This window comes from Thermoanaerobacter sp. RKWS2 (assembly GCF_026240795.1).
In the GTDB taxonomy this organism is placed as follows: Bacteria; Bacillota; Thermoanaerobacteria; order Thermoanaerobacterales; family Thermoanaerobacteraceae; genus Thermoanaerobacter; species Thermoanaerobacter ethanolicus.
The window spans coordinates 2,349,939-2,375,785 of the sequence record NZ_CP110888.1 but is presented as its reverse complement, the minus strand read 5'-3'; the positions used below and the strand labels follow the sequence as shown (position 1 = coordinate 2,375,785).

At 34.4% G+C, this 25,847-nt stretch carries 19 protein-coding genes, 4 pseudogenes and 1 other annotated feature (1 of these 24 only partly in view); of the genes and pseudogenes, 22 read left to right on the top strand and 1 reads right to left on the bottom strand.

Annotated features, from left to right (window positions below; genetic code table 11):
- The first annotated feature begins 75 nt into the window (after positions 1 to 75).
- From OEI98_RS12605 to radA, 15 genes and pseudogenes are all read left to right on the top strand, one after another.
- Positions 76 to 2,032: pseudogene (locus OEI98_RS12605) on the top strand (BglG family transcription antiterminator).
- Entirely contained in the window at positions 2,019 to 2,468 is a 450-nt protein-coding gene (locus OEI98_RS12595; RefSeq protein ID WP_003870703.1) for a PTS sugar transporter subunit IIA, read from the top strand. The pseudogene OEI98_RS12605 and the gene OEI98_RS12595 overlap by 14 nt, the downstream one beginning before the upstream one ends.
- A gap of 41 nt (positions 2,469 to 2,509) precedes the next feature.
- Positions 2,510 to 3,555, top strand: a pseudogene (locus OEI98_RS15390) (PTS fructose transporter subunit IIC).
- A 64-nt stretch (positions 3,556 to 3,619) separates the two neighbouring features.
- Positions 3,620 to 3,931: a PTS fructose transporter subunit IIB gene (locus OEI98_RS12580; RefSeq protein WP_003868415.1), complete on the top strand. Its 312-nt coding sequence runs from the start codon at positions 3,620 to 3,622 to the stop codon at positions 3,929 to 3,931.
- A gap of 180 nt (positions 3,932 to 4,111) precedes the next feature.
- Positions 4,112 to 5,833, top strand: coding sequence for a phosphoenolpyruvate--protein phosphotransferase (ptsP, locus tag OEI98_RS12575; protein ID WP_266038200.1), 1,722 nt, complete (start codon positions 4,112 to 4,114; stop codon positions 5,831 to 5,833).
- A 119-nt stretch (positions 5,834 to 5,952) separates the two neighbouring features.
- The gene (gene fusA, locus OEI98_RS12570; RefSeq protein ID WP_266038198.1) at positions 5,953 to 7,992 is read left to right on the top strand and encodes an elongation factor G; all 2,040 of its coding nucleotides are present in this window, start codon (positions 5,953 to 5,955) and stop codon (positions 7,990 to 7,992) included.
- 106 nt (positions 7,993 to 8,098) lie between these two features.
- Positions 8,099 to 9,310: an NAD(P)-dependent malic enzyme gene (locus OEI98_RS12565; RefSeq protein WP_266038196.1), complete on the top strand. Its 1,212-nt coding sequence runs from the start codon at positions 8,099 to 8,101 to the stop codon at positions 9,308 to 9,310.
- 24 nt (positions 9,311 to 9,334) lie between these two features.
- Positions 9,335 to 9,526: a hypothetical protein gene (locus OEI98_RS12560; protein WP_004404899.1), complete on the top strand. Its 192-nt coding sequence runs from the start codon at positions 9,335 to 9,337 to the stop codon at positions 9,524 to 9,526.
- Positions 9,527 to 9,692: 166 nt separating this feature from the next.
- Positions 9,693 to 10,157: a CtsR family transcriptional regulator gene (locus OEI98_RS12555; protein WP_004404897.1), complete on the top strand. Its 465-nt coding sequence runs from the start codon at positions 9,693 to 9,695 to the stop codon at positions 10,155 to 10,157.
- Positions 10,158 to 10,171: 14 nt separating this feature from the next.
- Positions 10,172 to 10,686 (top strand): annotated as a pseudogene (locus OEI98_RS12550) (UvrB/UvrC motif-containing protein).
- Positions 10,687 to 10,695: 9 nt separating this feature from the next.
- Entirely contained in the window at positions 10,696 to 11,715 is a 1,020-nt protein-coding gene (locus tag OEI98_RS12545) for a protein arginine kinase (RefSeq protein ID WP_004404893.1), read from the top strand.
- A gap of 12 nt (positions 11,716 to 11,727) precedes the next feature.
- Positions 11,728 to 14,178, top strand: a complete 2,451-nt coding sequence (locus OEI98_RS12540; RefSeq protein WP_003870696.1) for an ATP-dependent Clp protease ATP-binding subunit — start codon at positions 11,728 to 11,730, stop codon at positions 14,176 to 14,178.
- A 72-nt stretch (positions 14,179 to 14,250) separates the two neighbouring features.
- Entirely contained in the window at positions 14,251 to 14,715 is a 465-nt protein-coding gene (locus OEI98_RS12535; protein ID WP_003870694.1) for a metal-dependent transcriptional regulator, read from the top strand.
- A gap of 95 nt (positions 14,716 to 14,810) precedes the next feature.
- Entirely contained in the window at positions 14,811 to 16,076 is a 1,266-nt protein-coding gene (locus OEI98_RS12530) for an Nramp family divalent metal transporter (protein ID WP_003870693.1), read from the top strand.
- A 46-nt stretch (positions 16,077 to 16,122) separates the two neighbouring features.
- Positions 16,123 to 17,484, top strand: a complete 1,362-nt coding sequence (gene radA / locus OEI98_RS12525) for a DNA repair protein RadA (protein ID WP_003870692.1) — start codon at positions 16,123 to 16,125, stop codon at positions 17,482 to 17,484.
- 26 nt (positions 17,485 to 17,510) lie between these two features.
- Here the strand turns inward: radA and OEI98_RS12520 are convergent, their stop codons facing one another.
- Positions 17,511 to 17,906: a hypothetical protein gene (locus OEI98_RS12520; protein ID WP_003870691.1), complete on the bottom strand. Its 396-nt coding sequence runs from the start codon at positions 17,904 to 17,906 to the stop codon at positions 17,511 to 17,513.
- Between the two features lie 282 nt (positions 17,907 to 18,188).
- Here OEI98_RS12520 and OEI98_RS12515 point away from each other — a divergent pair, with 282 nt between their 5' ends.
- The 7 genes and pseudogenes from OEI98_RS12515 (at position 18,189) to gltX (ending at position 25,736) form a co-directional block, all read left to right on the top strand.
- Positions 18,189 to 19,292, top strand: a complete 1,104-nt coding sequence (locus OEI98_RS12515) for a PIN/TRAM domain-containing protein (RefSeq protein ID WP_266038191.1) — start codon at positions 18,189 to 18,191, stop codon at positions 19,290 to 19,292.
- An 82-nt stretch (positions 19,293 to 19,374) separates the two neighbouring features.
- Complete coding sequence (gene ispD / locus OEI98_RS12510) at positions 19,375 to 20,058, top strand: 2-C-methyl-D-erythritol 4-phosphate cytidylyltransferase (RefSeq protein WP_006569578.1); 684 nt, start codon at positions 19,375 to 19,377, stop codon at positions 20,056 to 20,058.
- A 66-nt stretch (positions 20,059 to 20,124) separates the two neighbouring features.
- Positions 20,125 to 21,367 (top strand): annotated as a pseudogene (locus tag OEI98_RS12505) (lipase family alpha/beta hydrolase).
- Positions 21,360 to 21,857 carry a 2-C-methyl-D-erythritol 2,4-cyclodiphosphate synthase gene (gene ispF / locus OEI98_RS12495; RefSeq protein WP_004404878.1) on the top strand — a complete coding sequence of 166 codons (498 nt, stop codon included), beginning with the start codon at positions 21,360 to 21,362 and terminating at the stop codon, positions 21,855 to 21,857. The pseudogene OEI98_RS12505 and the gene ispF overlap by 8 nt, the downstream one beginning before the upstream one ends.
- Positions 21,858 to 21,901: 44 nt before the next feature.
- Positions 21,902 to 23,614: a proline--tRNA ligase gene (locus tag OEI98_RS12490; RefSeq protein ID WP_006569576.1), complete on the top strand. Its 1,713-nt coding sequence runs from the start codon at positions 21,902 to 21,904 to the stop codon at positions 23,612 to 23,614.
- 93 nt (positions 23,615 to 23,707) lie between these two features.
- Positions 23,708 to 23,947 (top strand): hypothetical protein, encoded by a 240-nt coding sequence (locus OEI98_RS12485; RefSeq protein WP_003870687.1) that lies wholly within the window; start codon positions 23,708 to 23,710, stop codon positions 23,945 to 23,947.
- A gap of 331 nt (positions 23,948 to 24,278) precedes the next feature.
- Entirely contained in the window at positions 24,279 to 25,736 is a 1,458-nt protein-coding gene (gene gltX / locus OEI98_RS12480; protein WP_006569574.1) for a glutamate--tRNA ligase, read from the top strand.
- Positions 25,734 to 25,847 (top strand) — a binding site (T-box leader); it runs 102 nt beyond the window's last position. Its footprint overlaps the gene before it by 3 nt.

The window sequence follows — 25,847 nt, the reverse complement described above, 5'->3', positions numbered from 1 at the left end:
ATAATATTAATCGAAAGCTGAAATAAATTTGTTAATATAGTTACCACATTAAATGTGGTAAAAGGGTGATTAATTATGGATAGGATACTTGAGATTATAAATATGCTTTTAAATAGCGAACAGCCACTTACGGTTGATTATATCGCAAATACACTGAAAGTATCGAATAAAACAATAAGGAATGATTTAAAAAAGCTGAAGAATTTGTACAACAAAAAGGCGTAAAAATTATCAAAAAACCAAGAGTAGGTATTGTACTAGAGGGGCCTAGAAATAAAAAGCTTGAGCTTGCTGATGAGATTAAAAAGAGTTTAGACTTTGAAGAACCTTTTTCGCCTGAAGCAAGAAAAAACTACATTTTAAAGCGATTGTTTATGAGTAAAGGAAGTGTAACTACAAAAGAACTAGCGGAGGAACTTTATGTAAGTAGGGTTACAATACACAAAGACTTACAAAGTGTTGAAAAATGGCTTAACAAATTTAATCTAAAACTTCTAAAAAAACCTAACTATGGCATTGAAGTGGTAGGCGATGAAGAGAATTGGCGAAATGCAGTGGCAAGCTTAATTGTTTCAACTAAAGAACAAAAAGAATTAAAAGAATTTTTATATAATGATTACACTGGTAGGATAGATTATAGAACATTAATGCAATTAAGGGAACTTTTTGATATTGATTACAAGCAACTTGAAAAAATAGTTAGTAATGCTGAATCAAAACTCAAATTTAGATTTTCGGATGAGGCTTTTATAAGTTTGGTTATACATGTAGCTATTTCTATCGAAAGACTAAAGCATAAAAAAGATGTTAAATTATCAAAGGCGGTCTTAAATAATCTAAAGCAAAAAGATGAATATGTAATAGCTCAACAGATGGCGAAAGAGATAGAAGCGAAATTTAATGTAGTTCTTCCTGAATCAGAAATAGGATATATTGTATTGCATATCATTGGTACTAAAATGCAGCAAAATAAAATTGAAGATGTGAATTTAGAGTTGGAAGATGAAGAAAGTATTGAGCTAGCGGTTATTATGTCAAAAGAAATTATAAATATTGCTGAAAGGGCATTATCTCTTGATTTAAGCAATGATAAGCAATTGTTAAATGGTTTGATACTACATTTAAGACCAACTATAAATAGGCTCAAGTATGGTTTAACACTAAGAAATCCACTATTAAACGATATTAAAGAGAATTATCCTGAAATATATGGGGTTGCATGGATGACAAGTGTTGTGTTTGAGAAGTATTTAGGTAAAAAAGTTGCAGAAGAGGAAATAGGTTATATTGCACTACATTTAGGTGCTGCAGTTGAACGAGCTAAAAAACCACTTAAAGCCCTGGTTGTTTGTACAACTGGCATTGGAACAGCACAACTTCTTGCGGCAAGGCTTGAGAAATCTTTTAAACAGATAGAAATAAAAGACATAGTTTCTTCTGTTTCGCTACATGAGAGCATCTTAAATGACATAGATATAGTTATCTCTACTGTACCTATTGAGATAAATAAACCTTTTATAAATATAAGTCCTTTATTAACTCAAAATGATATAAAGCGGCTTGATGAATTTATACAGGCTCTAAATAAAAGATCTAATTTAATCGATACGCAGTTACTTGATGTTGACGGTATTTACCTAAAAAAGAAGATTTATTAAGTAAGGTATGTATGGAGTTGCATAAAAAAGGATATGTAAAGGAGGAATATATTCAAGATGTTATAACCAGAGAAAAAATAGCTTCTACTGCTATAGGAAATGGTATTGCAATTCCACATGGTTTACCAGAACATGTTAATAAATCAGTATTTACAGTGGTAAGACTAAAAAATCCTATAGCTTGGGATGAAGAAAAGGTAGATATGTTATTTATGATATCTTTAACTCAAAGTGATATAGCAAAATCCAGGTATATATTTAGAAAATTATATAATAAACTTGAATCACCGGAATTTGTAGAAAATATAAAAAAAGCAAAAAACAGAGAAGAAATTATAAAGTTATTGGAGGTAATTTACGATGCTGATAAATAAAAATCTTGTTACACTAAATCTTGAGGCAAAAAACAAAGAAGAGGCAATTATAAAATTGGCGGAATTGGCGCAAAAAGAAGGGAAAATAACTTCTGTAGAGGAGTATGCGAGAAGTGTGCTTGATAGAGAAAAAGCATATACAACGGGGGTGGGGAATGGAATCGCGATACCACATGGAAAATCAAAAGCTGTAAAGGAGGCGATGATAGTATTTGGTAAAACAACTGATGGAATAGAATGGGATTCATTAGATGGCAAACCTGTCAATTTAATTTTTCTCTTAGGGGTGCCTGAAGAAAATGTGGATAATGTTCATCTTAAGATATTGTCACAGTTATCACGAAAATTAATGAATGATAGTTTTATTGAAATGCTAAAAAAAGCAGTAACTGTCGAGGAAATTTTAAATGCTTTAAGTGATATCCAAGTAAGTTAAAAATAAACAAAAATAAAATCGATAAGGAGGATAAAAATACGATGAAGGAAGAATTAAAAAGGATTAGAGAATATTTAATGACAGGCGTATCTTACATGATACCTATAGTTGTCATAGGTGGTGTTTTAATAGCTTTTTCAATTGCATTAAGTGGTGTGCAGGCTGGTAAAGGTGCAGTTGTTACAAATCCAGTGTTAAAAAGTATGATGGATATTGGTACAGCTTCTTTTTCAATGATGGTGCCAGTTCTTGCAGGATTTATAGCTTTTGGAATAGCTGATAGACCTGGACTTGCTCCTGGACTTGTTGGTGGAGTGCTTGCAAACCAGTTGAAGGCAGGTTTTTTAGGTGGAATTATTGCAGGTTTTATCGCAGGATATGTTGCAAGGTGGATAAAGAGTTGGAGAGTTCCTAAGAATTTAAGACCTATAATGCCAATTTTTGTAATCCCGTTGTTATCAGCACTTATTGTAGGTTTTCTTATGATATATGTACTCGGTAATCCTATAAGCAGTGCAATGACAGCTATGACAAATTGGTTAAAATCCATGAGTACAGGAAATGCTGTGATTTTAGCAATGATAATGGGTGCGATGATAGCTTTTGATATGGGGGGCCTGTAAACAAAGTTGCATTCTTATTTGCTGCAGCAATGATAGGAGAAGGCGTATATACAATTATGGGACCAGTAGCAGTAGCAATATGCATTCCCCCGCTTGGGATGGGTGTTGCTACATTGTTAGCACCCAACAAGTACACTAAAGCAGAAAAGGAAGCAGGGTATGGTGCACTTGCAATGGGGATGATTGGTATCACAGAAGGTGCTATACCTTTTGCTGCAGCCGATCCATTAAGAGTAATACCATCTATAATGGTAGGCTCATCTATAGGTGCTGCGATAGCAGCAATAGGGAAGGTTGGAGACCATGCACCACATGGTGGACCTATTGTGTTGCCGGTTGTAGATAATAAAATCATGTTTATAGTAGCTGTACTAATAGGTATTGCGGTTACTGCATTAATGGTAAATGCATTAAAAAAACCTGTTATTGAAGAAGTTGAAGATGAGAGTGAAGTTGCTGAGTAAAACTAAAAATAGTTTCAAGATTATGTAAATAATTTACAAAATTTTATAGAAAGAGGGATGGAATATGAAAATAGTTGCAGTTACAGCTTGTCCTACAGGTATTGCTCATACCTATATGGCGGCTGAAGCATTAGAGAATGCAGCAAAAAAACTTGGGCACAAAATTAAAGTTGAAACGCAAGGTTCAATTGGCATAGAGAATAAAATAACTCAGAAGGAAGTTGATGAAGCAGATCTTGTTATTTTCGCAGCAGATGTAGCAGTTAAAGAAGAATCTCGATTTAAAGATAAGCCCATCTATAAAGTTGAAGCTCAAAAAGCTATAAAAAACGCTAAAGCTGTTATTGAAGAAGCATTAAAATTGGTTAATAAATAAAGAACTGATTGTTGAGTCAGGAAAGGGATTGCCTTTCCTGATTTTGCTTTTGCGGCTATCTAAAAAATGATTTGTCAAATTTGCTTTATTTTTTTATTTTATTATTGTGCAAAAGTTTCACACTGGGACGAAAACTATGTTATAATAGACGTTAGAATTAATTTTAAGGAGGGTTAACAAATGCTAAAAGGAGTTGCGGCATCTCCAGGGATAGCGATTGGGAAGGTTTTCTTATATACTAAAGAAAAAGCAGAAATCAACATGAAAAACATAGATGAATCAAAAGTAGAGTACGAAATTGAAAGGTTTAAGAAAGCTTTAGAAGTGACGAAGGAGCAAATACAAAAAATTAAAGAAGATGCATTGAAAGAATTTGGGAAGGATAAGGCAGAAATTTTTGAGGCACATTTAATGCTAGCAAGTGACCCCGAACTTATTGAAGGGGTAGAAAACATGATAAAGACTGAACTTATAACTGCTGATAATGCGGTAAATAAAGTAATTGAACAAAATGCTTCTGTAATGGAAAGTTTAAATGATGAATATTTAAAAGAAAGAGCTGTAGATTTAAGGGATGTAGGAAGCCGTATAATAAATAATCTTTTAGGAGTAAAAAGCGTGAATCTTTCTGAACTTGATGAACAAGTGGTAGTTATAGCCAAAGACTTAACCCCTTCAGATACAGCTACCATGAAAAAAGAAATGGTTTTAGGATTTGCTACAGATGTAGGCGGAAGAACTTCTCATACAGCTATAATGGCACGTTCCTTAGAAATTCCTGCTGTAGTAGGATTGGGTAATGTTACCTCTCAAGTTAATAATGGAGATACCATAATAGTAGATGGGTTGGAAGGGGTTGTCATTGTAAATCCTGACGAAAATACAATAAACGAATATAAGGCTAAAAAAGAGAATTATGATAAAAAGGTGGAGAAATTAAAGAAATTAAAAGATTTGCCTGCAATAACTCCCGATGGCAAAAAAGTCATGTTAGCGGCAAATATAGGAACTCCAAAAGATGTAAAAAGTGCGCTGGCCAATGGAGCAGAAGGGGTTGGACTTTTTAGAACTGAATTCTTATACATGGATAGAACTACTCTTCCTACAGAAGAAGAGCAATTTGAAGCCTACAAAGAAGTTGCAGAAAAAATGGAAGGCCGGCCTGTTACTATAAGAACACTGGATATAGGAGGAGATAAGGAACTTCCTTATCTTGATATGCCTAAAGAGATGAATCCTTTTTTGGGATATAGGGCTATAAGGCTTTGCTTGGATAGGACAGACATATTTAAGACTCAATTAAGAGCAATTTTAAGAGCAAGTGCTTATGGAAATATTCACATAATGTATCCTATGATATCTTCTGTAGAAGATGTAAGAAAAGCAAATACCGTTTTAAACGAAGTAAAAGCTGAGCTTGATAAAGAAGGCATAAAATATGACAAAAACATAAAAGTAGGTATAATGGTGGAAATACCTTCTGCTGCAATAACTGCAGACATATTGGCTAAAGAAGTGGACTTCTTTAGCATAGGAACTAATGACCTGACGCAGTATACTCTTGCTGTTGACAGAATGAATGAACACGTAAAAGATTATTATCAACCTTTTAATCCTGCTATTTTAAGACTTATAAAACTGGTTATTGATGCAGCCCATAAAGAAGGCAAATTTGCGGCTATGTGCGGTGAAATGGCGGGAGATCCTTTAGCTACAGTTATATTGTTAGGACTTGGCTTAGACGAATTTTCTATGAGTGCAACTTCTATACCTACAGTTAAAAATATCATCAGAAATGTGGAATATGAAAGAGCAAAAGAAATAGCGGAAAGGGTGCTAAATATTGCTGAGGCAGAAAAGATACAAAAAATGATGGAGGACATAATTAAAGACATTGAGTAAATCTCTGGCTTTTGCCAGAGATTTTTTATTAAAAAAATATCAAAAAAAATAAAGGAAAATTTCAAAATGTATAGAATAATAATATTAAAGATTATTTGCGATAAGATAGGGGGATATGTATGAAGGATTACAAAACTAATCAAATAAGAAATGTAGGATTGGTTTCCCACGGTGGAGCCGGTAAAACTACATTAACTGAGGCATTCCTTTTCAACACAAAAGTCATTGATAGAATGGGGCACGTAGAAAATGGCACTACTGTATCTGACTATGACCCAGAGGAAATTGCCAGGCAGATATCTATTTCCACATCAGTAATTCCAGTGGAGTGGAGAGAGTGTAAAATTAATATATTAGATATGCCAGGGTATTTTGATTTCTTTGGAGAAGTTGTAAGTGGCTTGCGGGTTGTAGACAGTGTTATAATACCTGTGTGTGCTGCTTCTGGTGTAGAAGTTGGAACTGAAAAAGTGTTTAATATGGCTAAAAAGAATAAGTTGCCTATTATATTTTTTATTAACAAAATGGATAGAGAAAATGCAGATTATTTTAAGACATTAAATCAATTGATGGACAAATTTGGTAATAAGGTTATTCCTTTGACATTTCCTATTGGAAGCGAACAAAGTTTTAAAGGTTATGTAGATGTTCTTACTCAAAAAGCATACGTTTACGATGAAAAAGGGGTAAAGGAGACAGAAGTACCGGCAGATTTGATGGATAAAGTTTTATCAGCCAAAGAGGAATTGATTGAGAACATTGCTGAAAACGATGAAACTTTAATGGAAAAGTACTTTGGAGGAGAAGAATTTACACAAGAAGAAATGAAAGAAGGAATCAAAAACAGCATAAGAATTGGAGAGTTAATGCCTGTTTTATGCGGTTCAAGCCTTAAAAATATTGGAACAGATAAATTATTAGATGCTATTGTGGAATTTTTGCCATCACCTCTGGATATAGAAAGAGAAAAAGCTAGTGAAAATGGACCAGTAGCCGCATTTGTATTTAAAACTATAGCAGATCCTTATGTGGGCAGACTATCTATTTTCAAGGTTGTATCAGGTACTCTAACTTCTGATTCTACACTACTTAATTCAAATAAGCAGATGCAAGAAAAAATAAGCCAGCTTTACATTTTAAGAGGGAAAAAGCAGATGCCTGTATCTAAGTTAGTAGCTGGAGATATAGGAGCAGTTGCAAAGCTTCAATATACAATGACAGGAGATACCTTATGTGACACTTCTAATCCTGTTACGTTGTCAGCAATCGAGTTTCCTCAGCCTACACTTGCTCTTGCAATTGAACCTAAATCCAAAGGAGACGAAGAGAAAATCAGCAATGGGCTTCAAAGGCTACAGGAAGAAGATCCGACTTTTAAAGTAGAAAAGAATTTAGAGACAGGTCAAATGATAGTTTATGGAATGGGAGAGCAGCATATAGAAGTAATTTCTAAAAAGTTGATGAACAAGTTTGGAGTAGAATGCACCTTGACAGACCCAATTGTACCCTATAGAGAGACGATAAAGGGTAAAGTCAAAGTAGAAGGAAAGCATAAAAAGCAGACAGGTGGACATGGACAATATGGTCATGTGTGGATTGAATTTGAGCCAAATCCCAACAGTGAATTTGAGTTTGAAGATAAAATCTTTGGTGGAGCTGTTCCCAAACAATATATTCCAGCAGTAGAAAAAGGCTTGAGAGAAAGTATGAAAGAAGGTGTGCTTGCTCGTTATCCTGTTGTAAACATTAAAGCTACTTTGGTAGATGGTTCCTACCATCCTGTTGATTCTTCTGAAATGGCTTTCAAAATTGCTGCATCTCTTGCTTTTAAAAAGGGAATGGAACAAGCAAATCCAGTTCTTTTAGAACCCATTATGAGAGTAGAAGTGGTGGTACCTGAAGAATACATGGGAGATATCATTGGGGATTTGAATAAGAGAAGAGGAAGAATTTTAGGCATGGAGTCAAAAGACAATTTAGAAGTAATCACAGCAGAAGTGCCTTTGGCTGAAATGAATAGATATGCGACAGATTTAAGGTCTTTGACACAAGCAAGAGGAGACTTCAAAATGACTTTTGCAAGATATGAAGAAGCTCCACCTAATGTGGCACAAAAAATAATAGAAGAAAGGAAGAAATTAAAAGAAAAAGAAGAATAAGCCTGCTTTTGCAGGCCTTATTTTTATTGCAGTTAATAACTTTTTTCTAAAAAATATTTAAGTTATAATATAAGAAAACACGGGTATTAGAGGAGGACTTTATGAAATGAATATAAGAGAAGAAACTTTAAAACTTCACAAAGAAAATAGAGGCAAACTTGAAATTATAAGCAAAGTAGAAGCGAAAAATGACAAAGATTTAGCTTTAGCCTATACCCCAGGTGTTGCAGAGCCTTGTAAGGAGATACATAAAAATAGTGATTTAGTATATGAATATACTACAAAGAGCCACATGATTGCGGTTGTGACAGATGGTTCAGCTGTTTTAGGTTTAGGAAACATAGGGCCCTACGCAGCACTACCTGTTATGGAAGGAAAAGCAGTTTTATTTAAAGAATTTGGAGGCGTTGATGCAGTACCTATATGTCTTGCTACTCAAGATGTTGAAGAAATTATAAAAACTGTGGTGAATATTTCACCTGCTTTTGGAGGTATAAATCTTGAAGATATTTCTGCTCCTCGCTGTTTTGAAATAGAAAGAAAGTTGGACGAAATTTTGGATATACCTGTATTTCATGATGACCAGCATGGAACGGCAGTTGTAACTTTGGCTGCTTTAATAAATGCTTTAAAAATTGTAGAAAAGGAATTAAAAGAAGTTACTGCCGTTGTAAATGGAGCTGGAGCGGCAGGGATTGCTATTGCTAAATTTTTAATAAAAGCGGGTATAAAAGATGTAATAGTTTGCGATAGAAGTGGTATCATATATGAGGGAAGAGAAGATGAAGACTTCTCTAAAAAAGAGATTGCAAAAATATCAAATAAAGGAAGATTAAAAGGGCTTTTAAAAGATGCTTTAAAAGGAGCAGATGTGTTTATAGGAGTATCAGCACCTAATGTATTAAATAAAGAAATGATAAAAACAATGGCAAAAAAACCAATAGTTTTCGCATTAGCTAATCCAGTGCCTGAGATATATCCTGATGAAGCAAAAGAGGCAGGAGCTTATGTAGTAGGTACTGGCAGATCTGATTTTCCAAACCAAATAAATAATGTGTTAGCTTTTCCGGGTATATTTAGAGGGGCATTAGAAGTTAGGGCTACTACAATTAATGAAGAGATGAAAATTAGTGCTGCGTATTCTATTGCCCAGACTATTTCAGAAAATGAACTTACTCCGGAATATATAATTCCAAAGCCTTTTGATAAAAGAGTTCTTAAAAATGTAGCAATAGCAGTTGCGAAAGCAGCAATAGAGACTGGGGTAGCGAGAGTCAATTTAGATTTAAAAGAGTTTGAAAATAGCTTTAATAAATAATAAAGTGAGCAAGAGGTGGAGGATATGAATAAAAGTCAAAAATTTTTCAAAGGAAAGCTATATAAATCTGTAAGAGGGAATTTTTTTGAAGAAGAGACTTACGAAAATACGGATAGAAAGAATTTAAAGGGAAAAAGCAATTTTTCATCTCTTATAAATCAAGAAGACCGTCAAGAGTTGGCAGATGAAGAGGAAGAAAACTATGAAAATGAATGAAAAATGGTGAAAATTTTAGAATATGAGAGATATTTTTATTATTTGATGAAAATATTAGAAAAAATCACTTGCTTTAGCGTGAAAAAGCTATTGACGAGAGGACAAAAAAATGCAAAAATATATTCGAAGGTCAAAGAAAGTCAAAGTAAAAGTAAGAGACGTGGTGATGGCGATGGCAAGGCTTAGTGATTTGATTGAAAATTTTATAAAAGAGCTAATGGAAGAGGCTGGTAAGCATTATGTAGAAATTCAAAGAAATGAATTAGCAAATGTTTTTAATTGTGCGCCATCTCAAATAAACTATGTGTTAGAGACGCGTTTTACTATTGACAGAGGATACATCATAGAAAGTAAAAGAGGCGGCGGAGGTTATATAAAAATTTATAAAACTTCTATATCAAACAATTGGATAAATAAAATAATAGAAAACATAGGGGATAATATTTCTGAGAGTAAAGCTAGATACTACATTGATGCTCTTTTAGACCACAATATTATAACGTCCAGGGAAGCAGCTTTGATGAAAGCTGTAGTTAATGATAAAATTCTTCCTTTTTCTCAGGAAGATAAGAATATGTTGCGAGCATTACTACTTAAGGCAATGCTTATGGAAATTGCTCGCAACAAGTAAAGGAGGTAATTTTTATGATGTGTGATAAATGCAAAATAAGGCCTGCTACAGTTCATTACACTAAAATAGTAAACGGAGTAAAAACTGAAATGCATTTGTGTGACCAGTGCGCAGCAGAAGAGGGAATTTTAAATACAGAAGTTTTTTCAACTTTTACACCTTTTTCAGTTCAAAATTTATTGTCAGGTTTAATGGACTTTTTGCCTGGCGTAGATGACTTTACAAAAAAACTTTGAAATGCAGTCACTGTGGTATGACTTACGAAGATTTCAAAAAAATTGGAAGATTAGGTTGTAGTTTCTGCTATGATGCTTTTGCTGAAGAATTAAATCCTCTTATGAGGAGAATACACGGCAGTACAGAACACAGAGGGAAAATTCCTAAAAAAGCTGGCGGTAAAATGAGAGTAAAAAGAGAAATTGAGGAGTTGAAATATCAATTGGAAAAAGCTATTAAAGAAGAAGCTTATGAAAAAGCAGCAGAATTAAGGGATAAAATCAGAGAATTGGAGAAAGAATTAGGAAAGTAGGTGACCGAAATGCTACAGTACGATAAAGATGTGGTATTGTCCAGTAGAATTAGACTTGCTCGGAATATAAAAGATATTCCTTTCCCTACTATTATGACAGAAGAGCAGGGACGAAAGGTTATAGATTTGGTTAGAAAGGCTATATTAGGTAGTAATACTATTTTATCTACCCAATTTGTAGAATATGATATGAAGAAATTGACTCCTATTGACAGGCAATCACTTGTAGAAAAGCACCTTATAAGCCCTGACCTTTCACAGAATACAAAGAGTGGTTATGCTCTTATAAAAGATGACAATACAGTGAGTATAATGGTCAATGAAGAGGATCATCTTAGAATACAATGTATATTAGAAGGATTAAGGCTTAATGAAAGCTGGGATACTGCCGATAAAATTGACGATTTGATTGAAGAAACTATCGACTATGCCTATGATGAAAAGATAGGTTATTTGACTTCTTGTCCTACTAACGTAGGAACAGGGATACGAGCCTCAGTCATGGTTCATCTTCCAGCTCTTACTATCACTGGGCAAATAAGCAATATTTTAAACTCTGTTTCTAAAATAGGTATGGCAGTGAGAGGGATATACGGTGAAGGTACTCAAGCTTTAGGAGATATTTATCAAATTTCTAATCAAGTCACTCTTGGCCAAAGCGAAAGAGAAATAATTGAAAATATTGAAGGAGTAGCAAGACAAATTATCTCTAGCGAAAGAAAAGCTAGAGAGGATTTATACAAAAAACAAAGAATTCAAATAGAAGATAGAGTAGGAAGGGCTTTTGGAATTTTATCTCATGCAAAAGTGATGTCTACAAAGGAATACATGACTTTAATGTCTGACGTGAGATTAGGAGCAATTTTAGGAATATTAGATGTGGATATAAATAAAATTGATGTTCTCACTACACATATACAACCAGCTAATTTACAAAAAATTTATGGCATTCAATTAGACCCCTATGAGAGAGATGTTAAAAGGGCAGAATATGTAGTAAGTCAAATAAACAAAAAAGATAATTTATAGGAGGTGTTTGTTATGGCGATGTTTGGAAGATTTACAGAAAGAGCTCAAAAAGCTCTTTATTTGGCTCAAGAGGAAGCGAGGTCTTTTTATCATAACTATGTAGGGACAGAACACATTTTATTAGGATTGTTAAAAGAAGATGAAGGAATTGCAGCAAGAGTTTTAAAAAAACTGGGAGTAACTTATGAAACTACAAGAGAGAAGGTATTGTCTTTGATTGGAATGGGAAATATTCCAGGAGACGTCGTAGGTTATACCCCTCGGGCAAAAAGAGTACTAGAGCTAAGTCTTAGTGAGGCAAGGAGATTTAATACCAGCTATGTAGGGACAGAGCATATTTTGTTAGGACTTTTAAGAGAAGGCGAAGGAGTTGCTGTAAGAATTTTAATGGAACAAGGTATAGATTTCAATAGGGTGAGAGAGGAGATTGTAAAAATGCTTAATGAAGAGCCTGCAGGAGGACCTGCAAAGGCTGCAAAAGTTAAAAATACCAATACACCTACTTTAAATCAATTTGGAAGAGATTTAACTGAGCTTGCAAGAGACGGCAAACTTGACCCTGTAATAGGAAGAGAAAAAGAGATTGAAAGAGTTATACAAATCTTAAGCAGAAGGACAAAGAATAACCCTGTCCTAATAGGTGAACCGGGTGTCGGTAAAACTGCTATTGTAGAAGGTCTTGCGCAAAAGATTGTAGAAGGAGAAATTCCTGAAATTTTGAAAGATAAAAGAGTTGTAACTTTAGACATGGCTTCTATGGTAGCAGGTACAAAGTACAGAGGCGAATTTGAAGATAGGTTAAAAACAGTATTAAATGAGGTTATAAAGGCAGGAAATGTGATACTATTTATAGATGAGATGCACACTTTGATAGGAGCAGGTGCAGCAGAGGGTGCAATAGATGCATCAAATATTCTAAAACCGGCACTTGCAAGAGGTGAAATTCAAGTAGTTGGAGCTACTACTTTGGATGAGTACAGAAAATATGTAGAAAGAGACCCTGCATTAGAGAGACGATTCCAACCAATAATTGTAGATGAACCAACTGTGGAGGAGACTATTGAGATATTAAAGGGCTTGAGAGATAAGTATGAAGCCCATCATAGGGTTAAAATTACTGACGAAGCTTTAGAAGCAGCAGCTAGACTTTCTCACAGATATATTGCAGATAGATTTTTACCTGATAAAGCTATAGACTTAATAGATGAAGCAGCTTCTCGCGTAAGACTAAAGACAGTGACAGCTCCTCCAGAGATAAAAGAACTGGAAGATAAAATCAATGACCTTATAAAAGAGAAGGAAGAAGCGATAAGAACTCAAGAATACGAAAAAGCTGCAAAAATAAGAGATGAAGAACAAAAATTGAGAGAAGAATTAGAAAAATTAAAAGCTAAATGGCAACAAAATTCTCTTTCTAATGAAAAAAGTGTAGGACCTGAAGAAATCGCACAAGTCGTATCTCTGTGGACAGGAATACCTGTTAAAAAGTTAGCTGAAGAGGAATCAGAGAGATTGCTCCACTTAGAGGAGGTATTGCATGAAAGAGTTATAGGACAAGATGAAGCAGTAGAAGCAGTGGCAAGAGCTATAAGAAGGGCAAGAGTAGGCTTAAAAGATCCAAAAAGGCCAATAGGTTCATTTATCTTCTTGGGTCCTACTGGTGTTGGTAAAACAGAACTTACAAAGGCTTTGGCAGAAGCTCTTTTTGGTGACGAAAATGCTATGATTAGGCTTGATATGTCAGAATACATGGAAAGACACACTGTATCTAAACTTATCGGTTCACCTCCAGGATATGTAGGATTTGAAGAAGGAGGACAATTAACAGAAAAAGTAAGAAGAAAGCCCTATTCAGTAATCTTGCTGGATGAAATTGAAAAAGCGCATCCTGACGTGTTTAACATTCTCCTTCAAATATTAGAAGATGGACGACTCACAGATTCAAAAGGTAGAACTGTGGACTTTAAAAATACAGTTATAATCATGACATCAAATGTGGGAGCAGAACTTTTGAAAAAGCAATCTACCTTAGGATTTATGCCTCAAGAAAAAGAAGACAAAGCCTCTTATGACAAAATAAAAGAAACATTGATGGCAGAGTTGAGAAAGACCTTTAGACCTGAATTCTTAAATAGGGTGGATGAGATAATTGTATTTCATCAACTCTCAAAAGAAGATATTGAAAAGATTGCTGATATAATGATTAAAGAATTGAATAATAGACTAAAAGAGAACAACATTAAACTGGAGTTTACTCCTGAAGCCAAAGAGGAAATTATCAAACAAGGATATGACCCCAACTACGGTGCAAGGCCTTTAAGAAGAGTTATACAAAGAATTGTAGAGAATCAATTATCAGAATTGATGTTGCAAGGGGAAGTCAAACCAGGAGATGAACTTATTGTAACTGCTAAAGATGGTAAAATAGACTTTGTAAAAAAAGATGCTGTGCAAAAGGCTTAGCCTCGTGCTAAGTCTTTTTTTTATTTAAAGATAATATATATGCTATTGAAGGATTAAAAAAGGTGTGAGCATATGGAAAAAGATAGGTTTTATACTGTAAGAGGTTACCAAATTCATTCCCAGGAGAGGAAACATCTTACATCAGCTATGGAAGACTATATAGAAATGATTTATAGGGAAAGTCTAAAAAACCCATATATTCGTGTAAATCTTCTCTCTGAACTTTTAAATGTAAAAGCCCCTTCAACTACTAAAATGCTTCAAAGGTTAAAGGAATTAGGATTTGTGGAGTATGAAAAATATGGAGTGATAGGTTTAACAGAAAAGGGCAAAGAAATGGGTAAGTTTTTATTGGATAGGCATTCTACTGTGGAGGAATTTTTAAAAAATTTAGGGGTTAAGGAGGGATTGTTAGAGCAAACAGAATTAATTGAACACAATATATCTATTGAAACGCTAGAAAAAATGAGAAAATTTAATAGGTTTTTGGAGGAAAATCCAGAAATAAAAGAAAAGTATCAGAAAAATAACCCGTAAATGCGGGTTGTTTTTTTATGTAACAGGACAAAAAAGAAACACATATTTTAAATAAGGCAAATAAATTTAGCTTTGTCTAAAATGGGGGGATTTATTTGGAAAATCGTGAGTCCATCATAGCGACTAAAAAATTTTTTTCTCTCCGTGAGACCTTTAAAAAAGTTTTAAAATATTTTGGACCAGCTTTTGTGGTAAGTGTTGCCTATGTTGATCCTGGAAATTTTGCCACGAATATAAGTGGGGGTTCTATATTTAACTACCATTTAATATGGGTGGTACTTTGTAGCAATATTATGGCCATATTTTTGCAAAATATGTCTGCAAAATTAGGAATTGCAACGGGACGCAATTTACCGGAAATGTGTAATTTGATTTTTAAAAGGAAAGTTAATTGGCTTTTGTGGATAGCAGCAGAATTGGCGGCTATGGCTACAGATTTGGCGGAGTTTTTAGGTGGTACTTTAGGATTGTATTTGCTTTTTCACATTCCTCTTATGTATGCAGGCCTTTTGACAGGAGTGATCACATTTATCATTGTTTACTTAGAAAAATATGGTCAAAAGATAGTTGAAATAGTGATTTTTGCTTTAGTTGCTATTATTAGCCTTTCTTATGCTTTTGAGCTTTTTTTGGCAAAACCAGATTGGGGAAAAGTGATGTATCATACTATAATTCCTTCTATACCAAGTGGAGAAGCTATGCTAATAGCTGTGGGAATATTAGGGGCGACAGTAATGCCTCATGTGATTTATTTGCATTCCCAGTTAGTTCAATATAGAAATACAGGAAATACATTAGAAGAAAAGAAGGAACATTTGAGGATGGAAAAGATAGATATTTTAGTAGCAATGAATATAGCATTTATAATAAATGCGGCTATGTTAATAGTGTCAGCAGCTGTTTTTTATAAAAACGGCATGGTGGTTGAGTCTATTGAAGAGGCTCACATGTCTTTAAAACCATTGTTAGGGTCTTTGTCCAGTTGGGCTTTTGGCATTGCACTTTTGGCTTCTGGTTTGTCATCATCTGCAGTAGGTACAATGGCAGGGCAGACTATAATGAAAGGTTTCGTAGGGTTAAATATTCCACTAAATGTAAGAAGACTTATAACCATGATGCCAGCACTAATAATTATTTTATTAGGTATTGACCCTTTGAAAACCCTTATCATAAGCCAAGTAATTTTAAGTTTTGAACTTCCTATGGCTATAATACCAATGCTTTTAATTACTTCTCAGAAAAAGTTTATGGGAGAATTTGTAAACACACCCATTGAAAAAGTCATTGGCATAATTGTGGCTTCTGTTATAATCTTTTTAAATGGGCTGCTTCTGTATTTCACTTTTATGGGAGAGGTTTAAAAGTGTGATATAATTAAAAGAGAATTTTGCGAAAGATGGTGGAGGTATGGCCAAATCAACTACAAAATTTGTGTGTAGAGAGTGTGGCTTTGAAAGCAGTAAATGGATGGGAAGATGTCCTAATTGTGACAGCTGGAATTCTTTTGAGGAAGAAACGATAGAGGATTCAAAAAATTTTAGGAAAAATAAAGATAGATCGCAAATATTTCTTCTCGAAGATGTAACTTTTTCAGAAGAAGAAAGAATAAAGACAGGGATTGAAGAGTTTGACAGGGTTTTAGGTGGCGGAATTGTAAAAGGTTCTCTTGTTTTAATAGGTGGTGACCCAGGAATTGGGAAGTCTACTTTGCTATTACAAGTAGCAGGTAATATTTCTGATAACAGAAAGGTACTTTATGTGTCAGGAGAGGAATCAATTCAACAGATTAAACTGAGGGCAGATAGAATTTTGAAAGAAAAGCAACAAATATATCTCTTGTGCGAAACAAATATAGAAGAGATAGAGAGAAAAATTGATGAGAATAAGCCGGATTTTGTTATTATTGATTCTATACAGACAATGTACACTGAGGAAAGTGAGACAATACCAGGAAGTGTGTCTCAGGTAAGGCAAGTGACTCAAAGGCTGATGGAGATTGCAAAACAAAAAGACATAAGTATTTTTTTGATAGGACATGTTACAAAAGAAGGGGCAATAGCAGGCCCTAAAGTTTTGGAACATATGGTAGACACAGTTTTGTATTTTGAAGGGGATAGGACCCAGTCTTTTAGGATATTGCGGGCTGTAAAAAACCGTTTTGGCGCAACTCACGAAATAGGAGTTTTTGATATGGAGGAGGATGGGCTTTGTGAGATAAGCAATCCTTCTGAATTTATTCTCTCAAATAAGCCGAAAGATGTTTCAGGGACTGCTGTTGTATGTTCTATTCAAGGGACGAGGCCAATTTTAATGGAAGTGCAGTCTTTGATATGTAAGACTACTTTTGGAGTGCCGCGAAGAATGGCCACTGGATTTGACTACAATCGTTTTATATTGCTTTTGGCAGTTATAGAAAAAAGACTGGGCATAAATCTTTCACAATTTGATGCATATGTAAATGTGGCTGGAGGAATGAAAATTCAAGAGCCAGCTGCTGACCTTGGAATAATTGCTTCATCTCTTTCTGGATATTTTAATATACCTATTCCTGAAGATGTTTGTTTTATAGGAGAGGTGGGATTGACGGGAGAAGTGAGAGGAGTCAGCAATATAGATAAACGAATAGGTGAAGCACAAAAGATGGGATTTTCTCAAGTTTTTATTCCTGAGATGAAAACAAAAGAAATAAAAAAGTTTGAGAATATAAAAATTATTAAGGTAAGAGATATAAAAGAAATTATGGATTTTTTAAGAAAGATAAAACAATAAGCGTCTTCCTAAGGAAGACGCTTATTTTATAACATGTTAAATATGCCTAAAGTGTTTAACTCTTTGTGTTTTTTTAGGAGTATGTCGTAAAAATTAAGTCCTAAAACATTACACAAAGCGATTATGTAAAAGATATTGTTACCTATTTCTGCTTCTATAACTTCTTTACAGTTTTCACAGAGTTGGCCCTCAAGATGGGTTTTGAAATATTTGTGGGCCTCTTCCAAAGTTGCATCCGGGGGAGTTTCTTGTTTGCTAGCATTTATCCTTATGCAACCGCACTCGGTTACTGATTTAGCAACAGCTCTATTTATGCGGGCACTGCTCTCTTGTATTTTTGTCATTATATCCATAATACTTCTATGGCGCAGAAGGTATTCATCTACTGTGTTTTGAAGGTCGTCTACAATAATATCCTTCATTTTTTTGTCCACTCCCGTTCTATGAGTTTTTAAGATTTCTCTTGCTTTTATTATAGACTTAAACCATTACCATGTCAATATTTAGAATGGCATTTAAATACATTATATAGCATTAATGTAATTTTAATCTTTTGTTAAATTGACAATCCATCTACATAAGTAGTATACTGTAATTAACAACCACTTTATACGTGTAAAAATTGTGAAATATTTTTAATTATTCCCCCAAACTGCTTATAATAATGTGAAAAATAGCCAATAATAGAGATAGGAGGTGAAAAAGTGTTGTATAAAATTATAAGAAGTGGAATTGGATTACTGGGAATGGCGGCGGGTTTTGAATTGACAATGCTTTTGCTAGATCTTGTAAAAGACCAGAACTTTGTGCCTATACAGTTAAATTATTTTTCAACAGTGATAGCTTATATTATAGGTACTTTAATAGGTGGAATCATATTTTATGTCATTTCTCCTAAATTTATAAAGTGGGGGAAAGACTTTGAACAGTGGTTGGAAGCAAAACTTCAGAATATGCCGATTGATGAAATTTTAATAGGAGCATTTGGGTTAATAGTAGGGCTTATTGTGGCTAATTTGCTAAGCGCGCCTCTTTATCCTATTTTAGTTGTAGGTAAAGTAGTGCCAATTCTTTTGAATTTATTTTTGGGGTATTTAGGCATTAGAATTTCTTTAAAGAAAAAAGAAGATATTTTAAATGTGTTTTCCTTTATGAAAAAATTGGGACCGCAAAAGACTGTTAAAAACGAGTATAGTGGAATCCCAAAAATTTTGGATACCAGTGTAATTATAGATGGCAGGATATTTGACATATGTAAGACAGGCTTTATTGAAGGACCTTTAATAATTCCGGCTTTTGTATTAGAGGAATTAAGGCATATTGCGGATTCTTCTGATTCTTTAAAGAGAAATAGGGGTAGACGAGGACTGGATGTTTTAAATAAAATACAGAATGAGTTAAATATCAAAGTGGAAATTGTAGATAAGGAAATTGATGCGGCAGAAGTAGATACAAAACTTTTGAAACTTGCCCAAATGCTAAAAGGCAAAATAATAACTAATGATTATAATTTAAACAAAGTAGCGGAATTTCACAGGGTCCCTGTTTTGAATATAAATGAACTTTCCAATGCGGTAAAACCAATTGTTCTTCCTGGAGAAGAAATGGTGGTGCAAGTTATTAAAGATGGCAAAGAGGCCGGGCAGGGAGTTGCTTATTTGGACGATGGCACGATGATTGTTGTAGACGGTGGTAAAAAATTCATAGGTAATACTATAGAAGTGCTTGTTACTAGTGTTTTGCAAACTGCCGCAGGGAGGATGATATTTGCAAAGCCCAAACAAGCAGAACAAGAAAAGGCTATATGAAAAAACGCAGGGAAACCTGTGTTTTTTTGTGGGGAAATGATATAATTGGAGTGTGCATTATTTTACTTGTGAGGTAGAGAAAATGAATGCAAGTGCAGTTGTAGTGGCGGCAGGTAAAGGCATTAGAATGGGGCACACAGTAAATAAAGTATACCTTACTATAGCAGGTAAACCAGTTTTGTATTATTCTCTCAAAGCCTTTGATGAAATTGATTGGATTAAGGAAATTGTTGTTGTTGTATCAAAGGAAGAAATGGAATATTGCCAAGAAAATGTAGTAAAAAAGTATATTTTCAAAAAACCAATTAAATTAGTAGAAGGAGGTAGTGAAAGGCAGTATTCTGTTTATAATGGAATTACAAATACAAAGGTAGATTGCGAAATTATAGCAATTCATGATGGAGCAAGGCCTTTAATTGAGAAAGAAACAGTTATAAAAGCTTTAAAAGAAGCTTATTTGCATAAAGCAGTAGCATTGGGAGTACCTGTCAAAGACACTATAAAAGTAGTTGATGGGAAAAATTTTATTTTAAATACCCCTGATAGAAAATATTTATGGGCAATTCAAACCCCTCAGGTATTTGAAAGGAATTTGATTATTAAAGCTCATCAAAAGGCACTGGAGGATGGTTTTTTGGGGACAGATGACACAGTATTAGTGGAGAGATTGGGTTATAAAGTAAAAGTAGTTGAAGGGGACTATAGAAATATAAAGATAACTACGCCCGAGGATTTGATTGTAGCAGAGGCTTTTTTAAAAAAATAACGTTTTTCGCGAATCCTCATATAATTTAATAGAGAATTTTCTATTAAATTGTATGAGGGTGATTTTATGGATAACCCTGTAGTTTTTGTACACGGGATGTTTGGTTCTATTTTTACTCCAACTCCTTTAGGGAAAATATGGAGTTTTGGTCCTGCGTCACATGCTTATAATCCTTTTATAGAAAATTTGGGCAAATTAGGCTTAGTAGAAGGGAAAAATCTATTTATATGTTATTATGAATGGTGGAAAAGTGTGCCGGATTCTGTTGATACCCTTAAACTGACTATTGAAGAGGCAAAAGCTAAGACTGGCAGCCATAAAGTAGATTTGATATGCCATAGCATGGGAGGACTTTTGGCGAGAAGTTATATTCAAAGCGATAAATATCAATTTGATGTGGATAGATTGATATTTTTAGCTACTCCCCATTTTGGAGCGGCAAATGCTTATTATGGTTGGGAAGGGGGTACTGTAGCCCCAGAGGATGATGATTTTATAAACATGCTCTTTAAAGGGTTTTTGTGGATTTTTTCAAAAATAAAAGGAGAGAGTGATGCCATAACTGTTATTAGAAAATATATCCCCTCTGTGAAAGACTTAATGCCTTCTCGCGAATATGGGAATTATATTTTTATGTATCCTACTCGATATGATAAAATTTTGTTTAAAAATATTGAGTATATGAAAGTTATAAATGAATTTTTGAATAGTTTAAATGAGCAAGTAGGAGTTTTATACGACAGAGTCAAGAAAATCTATGTTTTTTCAGGAGATGGAATATATACTAATAAGTTTATTCAAGTAGAAAAACCAGTAAGTGAGATAGTATGGCCAGATGGCAAGCCAGTAGGTGTAATAAGGGACGATAAAGGGGACGGTACAGTCCTTAAAAAGAGCGTTAGGGGTAGAAGGAGAAAAATTTATTGTAAAAACAGGTCATATTGGGATTTTAAATGATTCTATTCCTTATTTGCAACAAATATTGGGTGTTAAAGAAAGGCCACAAGTTTCTATTTTAGAAAAAGTTGTATCATATTTGAGCATGATAACAGACAAAAAAATTGTGGTGCTGGACAGAAGTAAAAATGCTACAAGTTATGATATCTTGGGAAAATACACATGGCATCTAAATTTAAAACCTGAAGGAGAATATCGCATTTCTGTAAGAGAGCCTTTTGTTTCGGAGGTATATATTGAGACTAATAAGGGGAATTTTGTAAAAAAGATTAAAACATCTCGCTTTGCAAGAGGTGTAAGCATGAGTTTAGAAGTTGATAAAGAAGGGAATTTTAGAGTAAAGGATGGTTGAAGTGAGAGTAGGGTTGGGATATGACGTCCACAAGTTTGAAAAAGGAAGAAAGTTAATACTGGGGGGAGTAGAAATTCCCCATGATAAAGGTTTGGCAGGCCATTCTGATGCAGATGTTTTGATACACGCCTTAATTGATGCTATTTTAGGAGCAGCTGGTTTAGGGGATATAGGGGAGCACTTTCCTGATACGGAGATAGCCTATAAAGATATTGATAGTAGCCTTTTATTAAAAAAAGTGTTGGCAATAATAGAGAATAAATTTAGAGTAAATAATGTGGATTGTATTATTGTAGCGCAAAGGCCTAAGTTATCTCCTTATAAAGAGCAAATAAGAATAAAATTATCGGAATTATTAAAAATTGAGAAAGAAAGAATAAATGTAAAAGCAAAAACAGAGGAAGGATTAGGTTTTACAGGTAGACAAGAGGGAATAAAAGCCTATGTTATTGTCAGTTTAGAAGAATTAGGTGTTGACATAAAAAAGTAGGTAAAATAAAATTTACTTAAAATTATGTACTTAGGAGGATGAAGATGAGACTATCGCAGCTGTTAGTTCCGACTTTAAGAGAAATTCCTGCTGAAGCTGAAATTCCCAGCCATATTTTAATGTTAAAGGCTGCATTGATGAGGAAATTGGCTTCAGGGGTATATATTTACTTGCCATTAGGACAAAGGGTACTTAGAAAAGTGGAGCAAATTGTAAGAGAAGAGATGGACAGAGCTGGCAGTCAAGAGGTATTAATGTCTGCTCTTATTCCAGCAGAACTTTTGAAAGAAAGTGGAAGATGGGATGTATTTGGCCCTGAGATGTTTAAGCTAAAAGATAGAAATGAAAGGGACTTTTGCTTAGGGCCTACACACGAAGAGGTTTTTACAGACCTTATTAGAAATGAAGTGAAGTCTTATAGGCAGCTTCCTCTTATTTTATATCAAATTCAAACTAAGTTTAGAGATGAAAGGCGCCCGAGATTTGGCGTCATGAGAAGTAGAGAATTTATAATGAAGGACGCTTACAGCTTTGATGTGGATTGGGAAGGGTTGGATAAGTCCTTTAATAAAATGTATGAGGCTTACTGCCGAATATTTGATAGATGTGGACTTAAATATTTGGTCGTAGAAGCTGATTCAGGTGCTATGGGAGGAAAAGACTCAAAAGAGTTTATGGTAATTTCTGGTGTAGGGGAAGCAGTAATAGCTTACTGTGACAATTGTGGTTATGCTGCAAATGAGGAAAAGGCAGAATGCCTTATCAACCAAGAAATAGATGAAGAGATGTTGCCAAAAGAAAAAGTATATACACCAAATGTTAGAACAATTGAAGAGTTGGTTAATTTTTTGGGAATTACTCCTGATAAATTTGTAAAAACTCTTATATACAAGGCAAAGGACAACGTTATAGCAGCATTAGTTCGTGGAGATAGAGACTTAAACGAAACAAAGCTTTTAAATATTTTAGGAATAAGAGAAGAGGAATTAGAATTGGCAGATGCATCAATAGTTGAAAAGGTTACAGGAGCAAAAGTGGGATTTGCAGGACCTATAGGATTAAAAGGAGAAGTAATGATAATAGTAGATAATGAGATTCCGCAAATGAGGAATTTTATAGTAGGAGCAAATGAGACAGATTATCATATTAAAAATGTCAACTATGGTAGAGACTTTAAAGCTGATGTTGTGGCAGATATCAAGAATGTTATTGAAGGAGATAAGTGCCCAAGGTGTGGTTCACCGCTTAAAATTGACAGAGGTATAGAAGTAGGACATATTTTTAAGTTGGGGACAAAGTACAGTGATGCATTAGGAGCTAAGTATGTAGATGAAGAGGGAAATGAAAAGCCAATTATAATGGGCTGCTATGGAATAGGAATTAATAGAACGGTTGCTGCTATTATAGAGCAACACCATGATGAGAAAGGTATTATATGGCCTATGAGTGTTGCACCTTATCATGTGATTATAGTACCTGTGAATGTTTCTAATGAAGCTCAAAATCGAGTAGCCGAAGATATATATGCTGCTTTGCAAAAAGAGGGAATAGAGGTTTTAATAGATGATAGAGATTTGAGAGCTGGTGTCAAATTTAATGACGCCGATTTGTTAGGAATACCTATAAGGATTACAGTAGGGAAAAAAGTAGATGATGGAATAGTGGAAATAAAATTGAGAGAAAAAGAAGAAGCAGAAGAGGTAAAAATTTCTGATGTTGTGGAAAAGGTGAAAAATATTATAAAAGAGAAGATGTGAGGGGTTCCTTGAAGGGAATCCCTTATTTTGCATAAAGAAAGTTTGTATGTGAAAAAATATTTGTCAAAAGGTTGATAAAAAGGAGGGACTCTTGTGAATATTTATATAATGGGTATTAGTGTGGAGAAAAGGAGCGAATTTGGCCCAAAAGTTCAAGAAGTTTTGACAAAGCACGGAGACCAGATAATTGCAAGGTTTGGAATACATGATTCACAAAATGGCAGCGGTTTCATTACTTTGAATGTAAGAGGAGAACAAAAATTTATGGAGGAATTGGCGGAGGAATTAAGTGCTATTCCTACAGTGAAGGTAAAATACATGAATTTAAAATAAAGTTTTTTAAAGCTGACGTTTTGCACCACTTGCTCCGGTGACCTCACAGGCTAAACTAACGCTCGACCTCAGACTCCGGCGGGGTTCCGGGCACAATCGGCTTCCATGCCTCAGGTGCCCGCCTCCGGCATCCTTGCCTCCGGCCCCGCCTTCATCTTTCGGTCTCGCTAAGTTTAGCAACTGTTCAGTCAAGTCGCGCTTTGCGCAAAACGTCACCTAATCTACAAAATTTTACACACACAATTGTCACTTCATCTATTTAAAAAGCGCAAAATTTGTTATAATTAAATCTAGTATAAAGTATTAACTAAAAAAGGATGGAGTGACACACATGAGCAATTTGAGGGTTAGATTTGCGCCAAGCCCAACTGGAGCTATTCATATAGGGAATATAAGAACTGCTTTATTTAATTATCTTTTTTCTAGAAGTGAAGGGGCTACTTTTGTTTTAAGGATTGAAGACACGGACTTAGAAAGGTCTTCAAAAGAGTTTGAAGAATTAATCTTTAAAGAATTAGAGTGGTTAGGTATAGAATGGGACGAAGGGCCAGACAAACCAGGTCCCTATGGTCCTTATAGGCAAAGTGAAAGACTTGAAATTTATCATAAATTTGCCCAGAAACTTATTGAAGAAAAAAAGGCATATAGATGCTATTGCACTCCGGAGGAATTAGAAGAAGATAGAAGAAATGCAGTAGAAAGAGGAGATATACCTCGTTATTCTGGAAGGTGTAGGTATCTTACAAAGGAGCAAGAAGAGGCCTTTATAAGAGAGGGAAGAAAACCTGTAATAAGGTTTATTATTCCTGACGATGAAGTTATAGAGTTTGAAGACATGATAAAAGGAAAAATTACAATAAAAAGTGATACTTTAGGCGGGGACATGGTAATTGTCAAATCAGACGGAATGCCTACTTACAATTTTGCAGTTGTAATAGATGACGCTCTTATGAAGATTACCCATGTCATAAGAGGAGAAGACCATATATACAATACTCCGAAGCAGATACTCATTTACAAGGCTTTAGGATTTGAAATTCCTAAGTTTGCCCATGCGCCTTTAATATTGGGACCAGATAGGACTAAACTTTCTAAAAGGCATGGGAATACTTATATAGGCCAGTATAGAGAATTGGGATATTTGCCAGAAGCTATGTTTAACTTTTTATCTCTTTTAAGTTGGTCACCGGAGGATAATGTAGAAATCATGTCAAAAGAAGAAATAATAAAGAAATTTAATTTCAGAAGGATTCACAGTGCTAATCCTGTTTTTGACATTGAAAAGCTTAATTGGATGAATCAACAATATATACAAAAAAGTTCTATTGAGAGAATTGTTGATTTGGCTATTCCTCATTTAAAAGCGGCAGGATACATTGACGAAATAGATGATGTGATGTATAATTGGCTAAAGGATGTAATATTCCTTTACAAAGATGGACTCCAATATGTGGCTCAAATTACTGAGAAAGCTAAGATGTTTTTCGTAGAAGAAGTTGAGTATACTGATGAAACGATGAAAATATTGAATAGTCCAAATAGTAAAACTGTACTAGAAGCAGTTAAAAAAGCCATAGAGGAAGCTGATGAAATAACAGAGGAATATGTTAAAGATTTGCTTAAAAAATTGCAAAAAGAAACGAATGTAAAAGGGAAAGAATTTTTCATGCCAATCAGAGTAGCAATAACAGGAGAAGACCATGGACCTGAATTGGTGAAGATTATTCCTCTTTTGGGGAAGGATAAAGTGATAAATAGGCTTAAAAAAGCGATAAATTTAATAAAGTAAAAAGCGATGAGGAGAAGAGTATTATAACATAAGCCTTCAGAGAAGAGCTACCATAGGCTGCGAGTAGCTCGAGGATATGTTATAAGAAGTGCATCTCCGAGCTGTATCCCT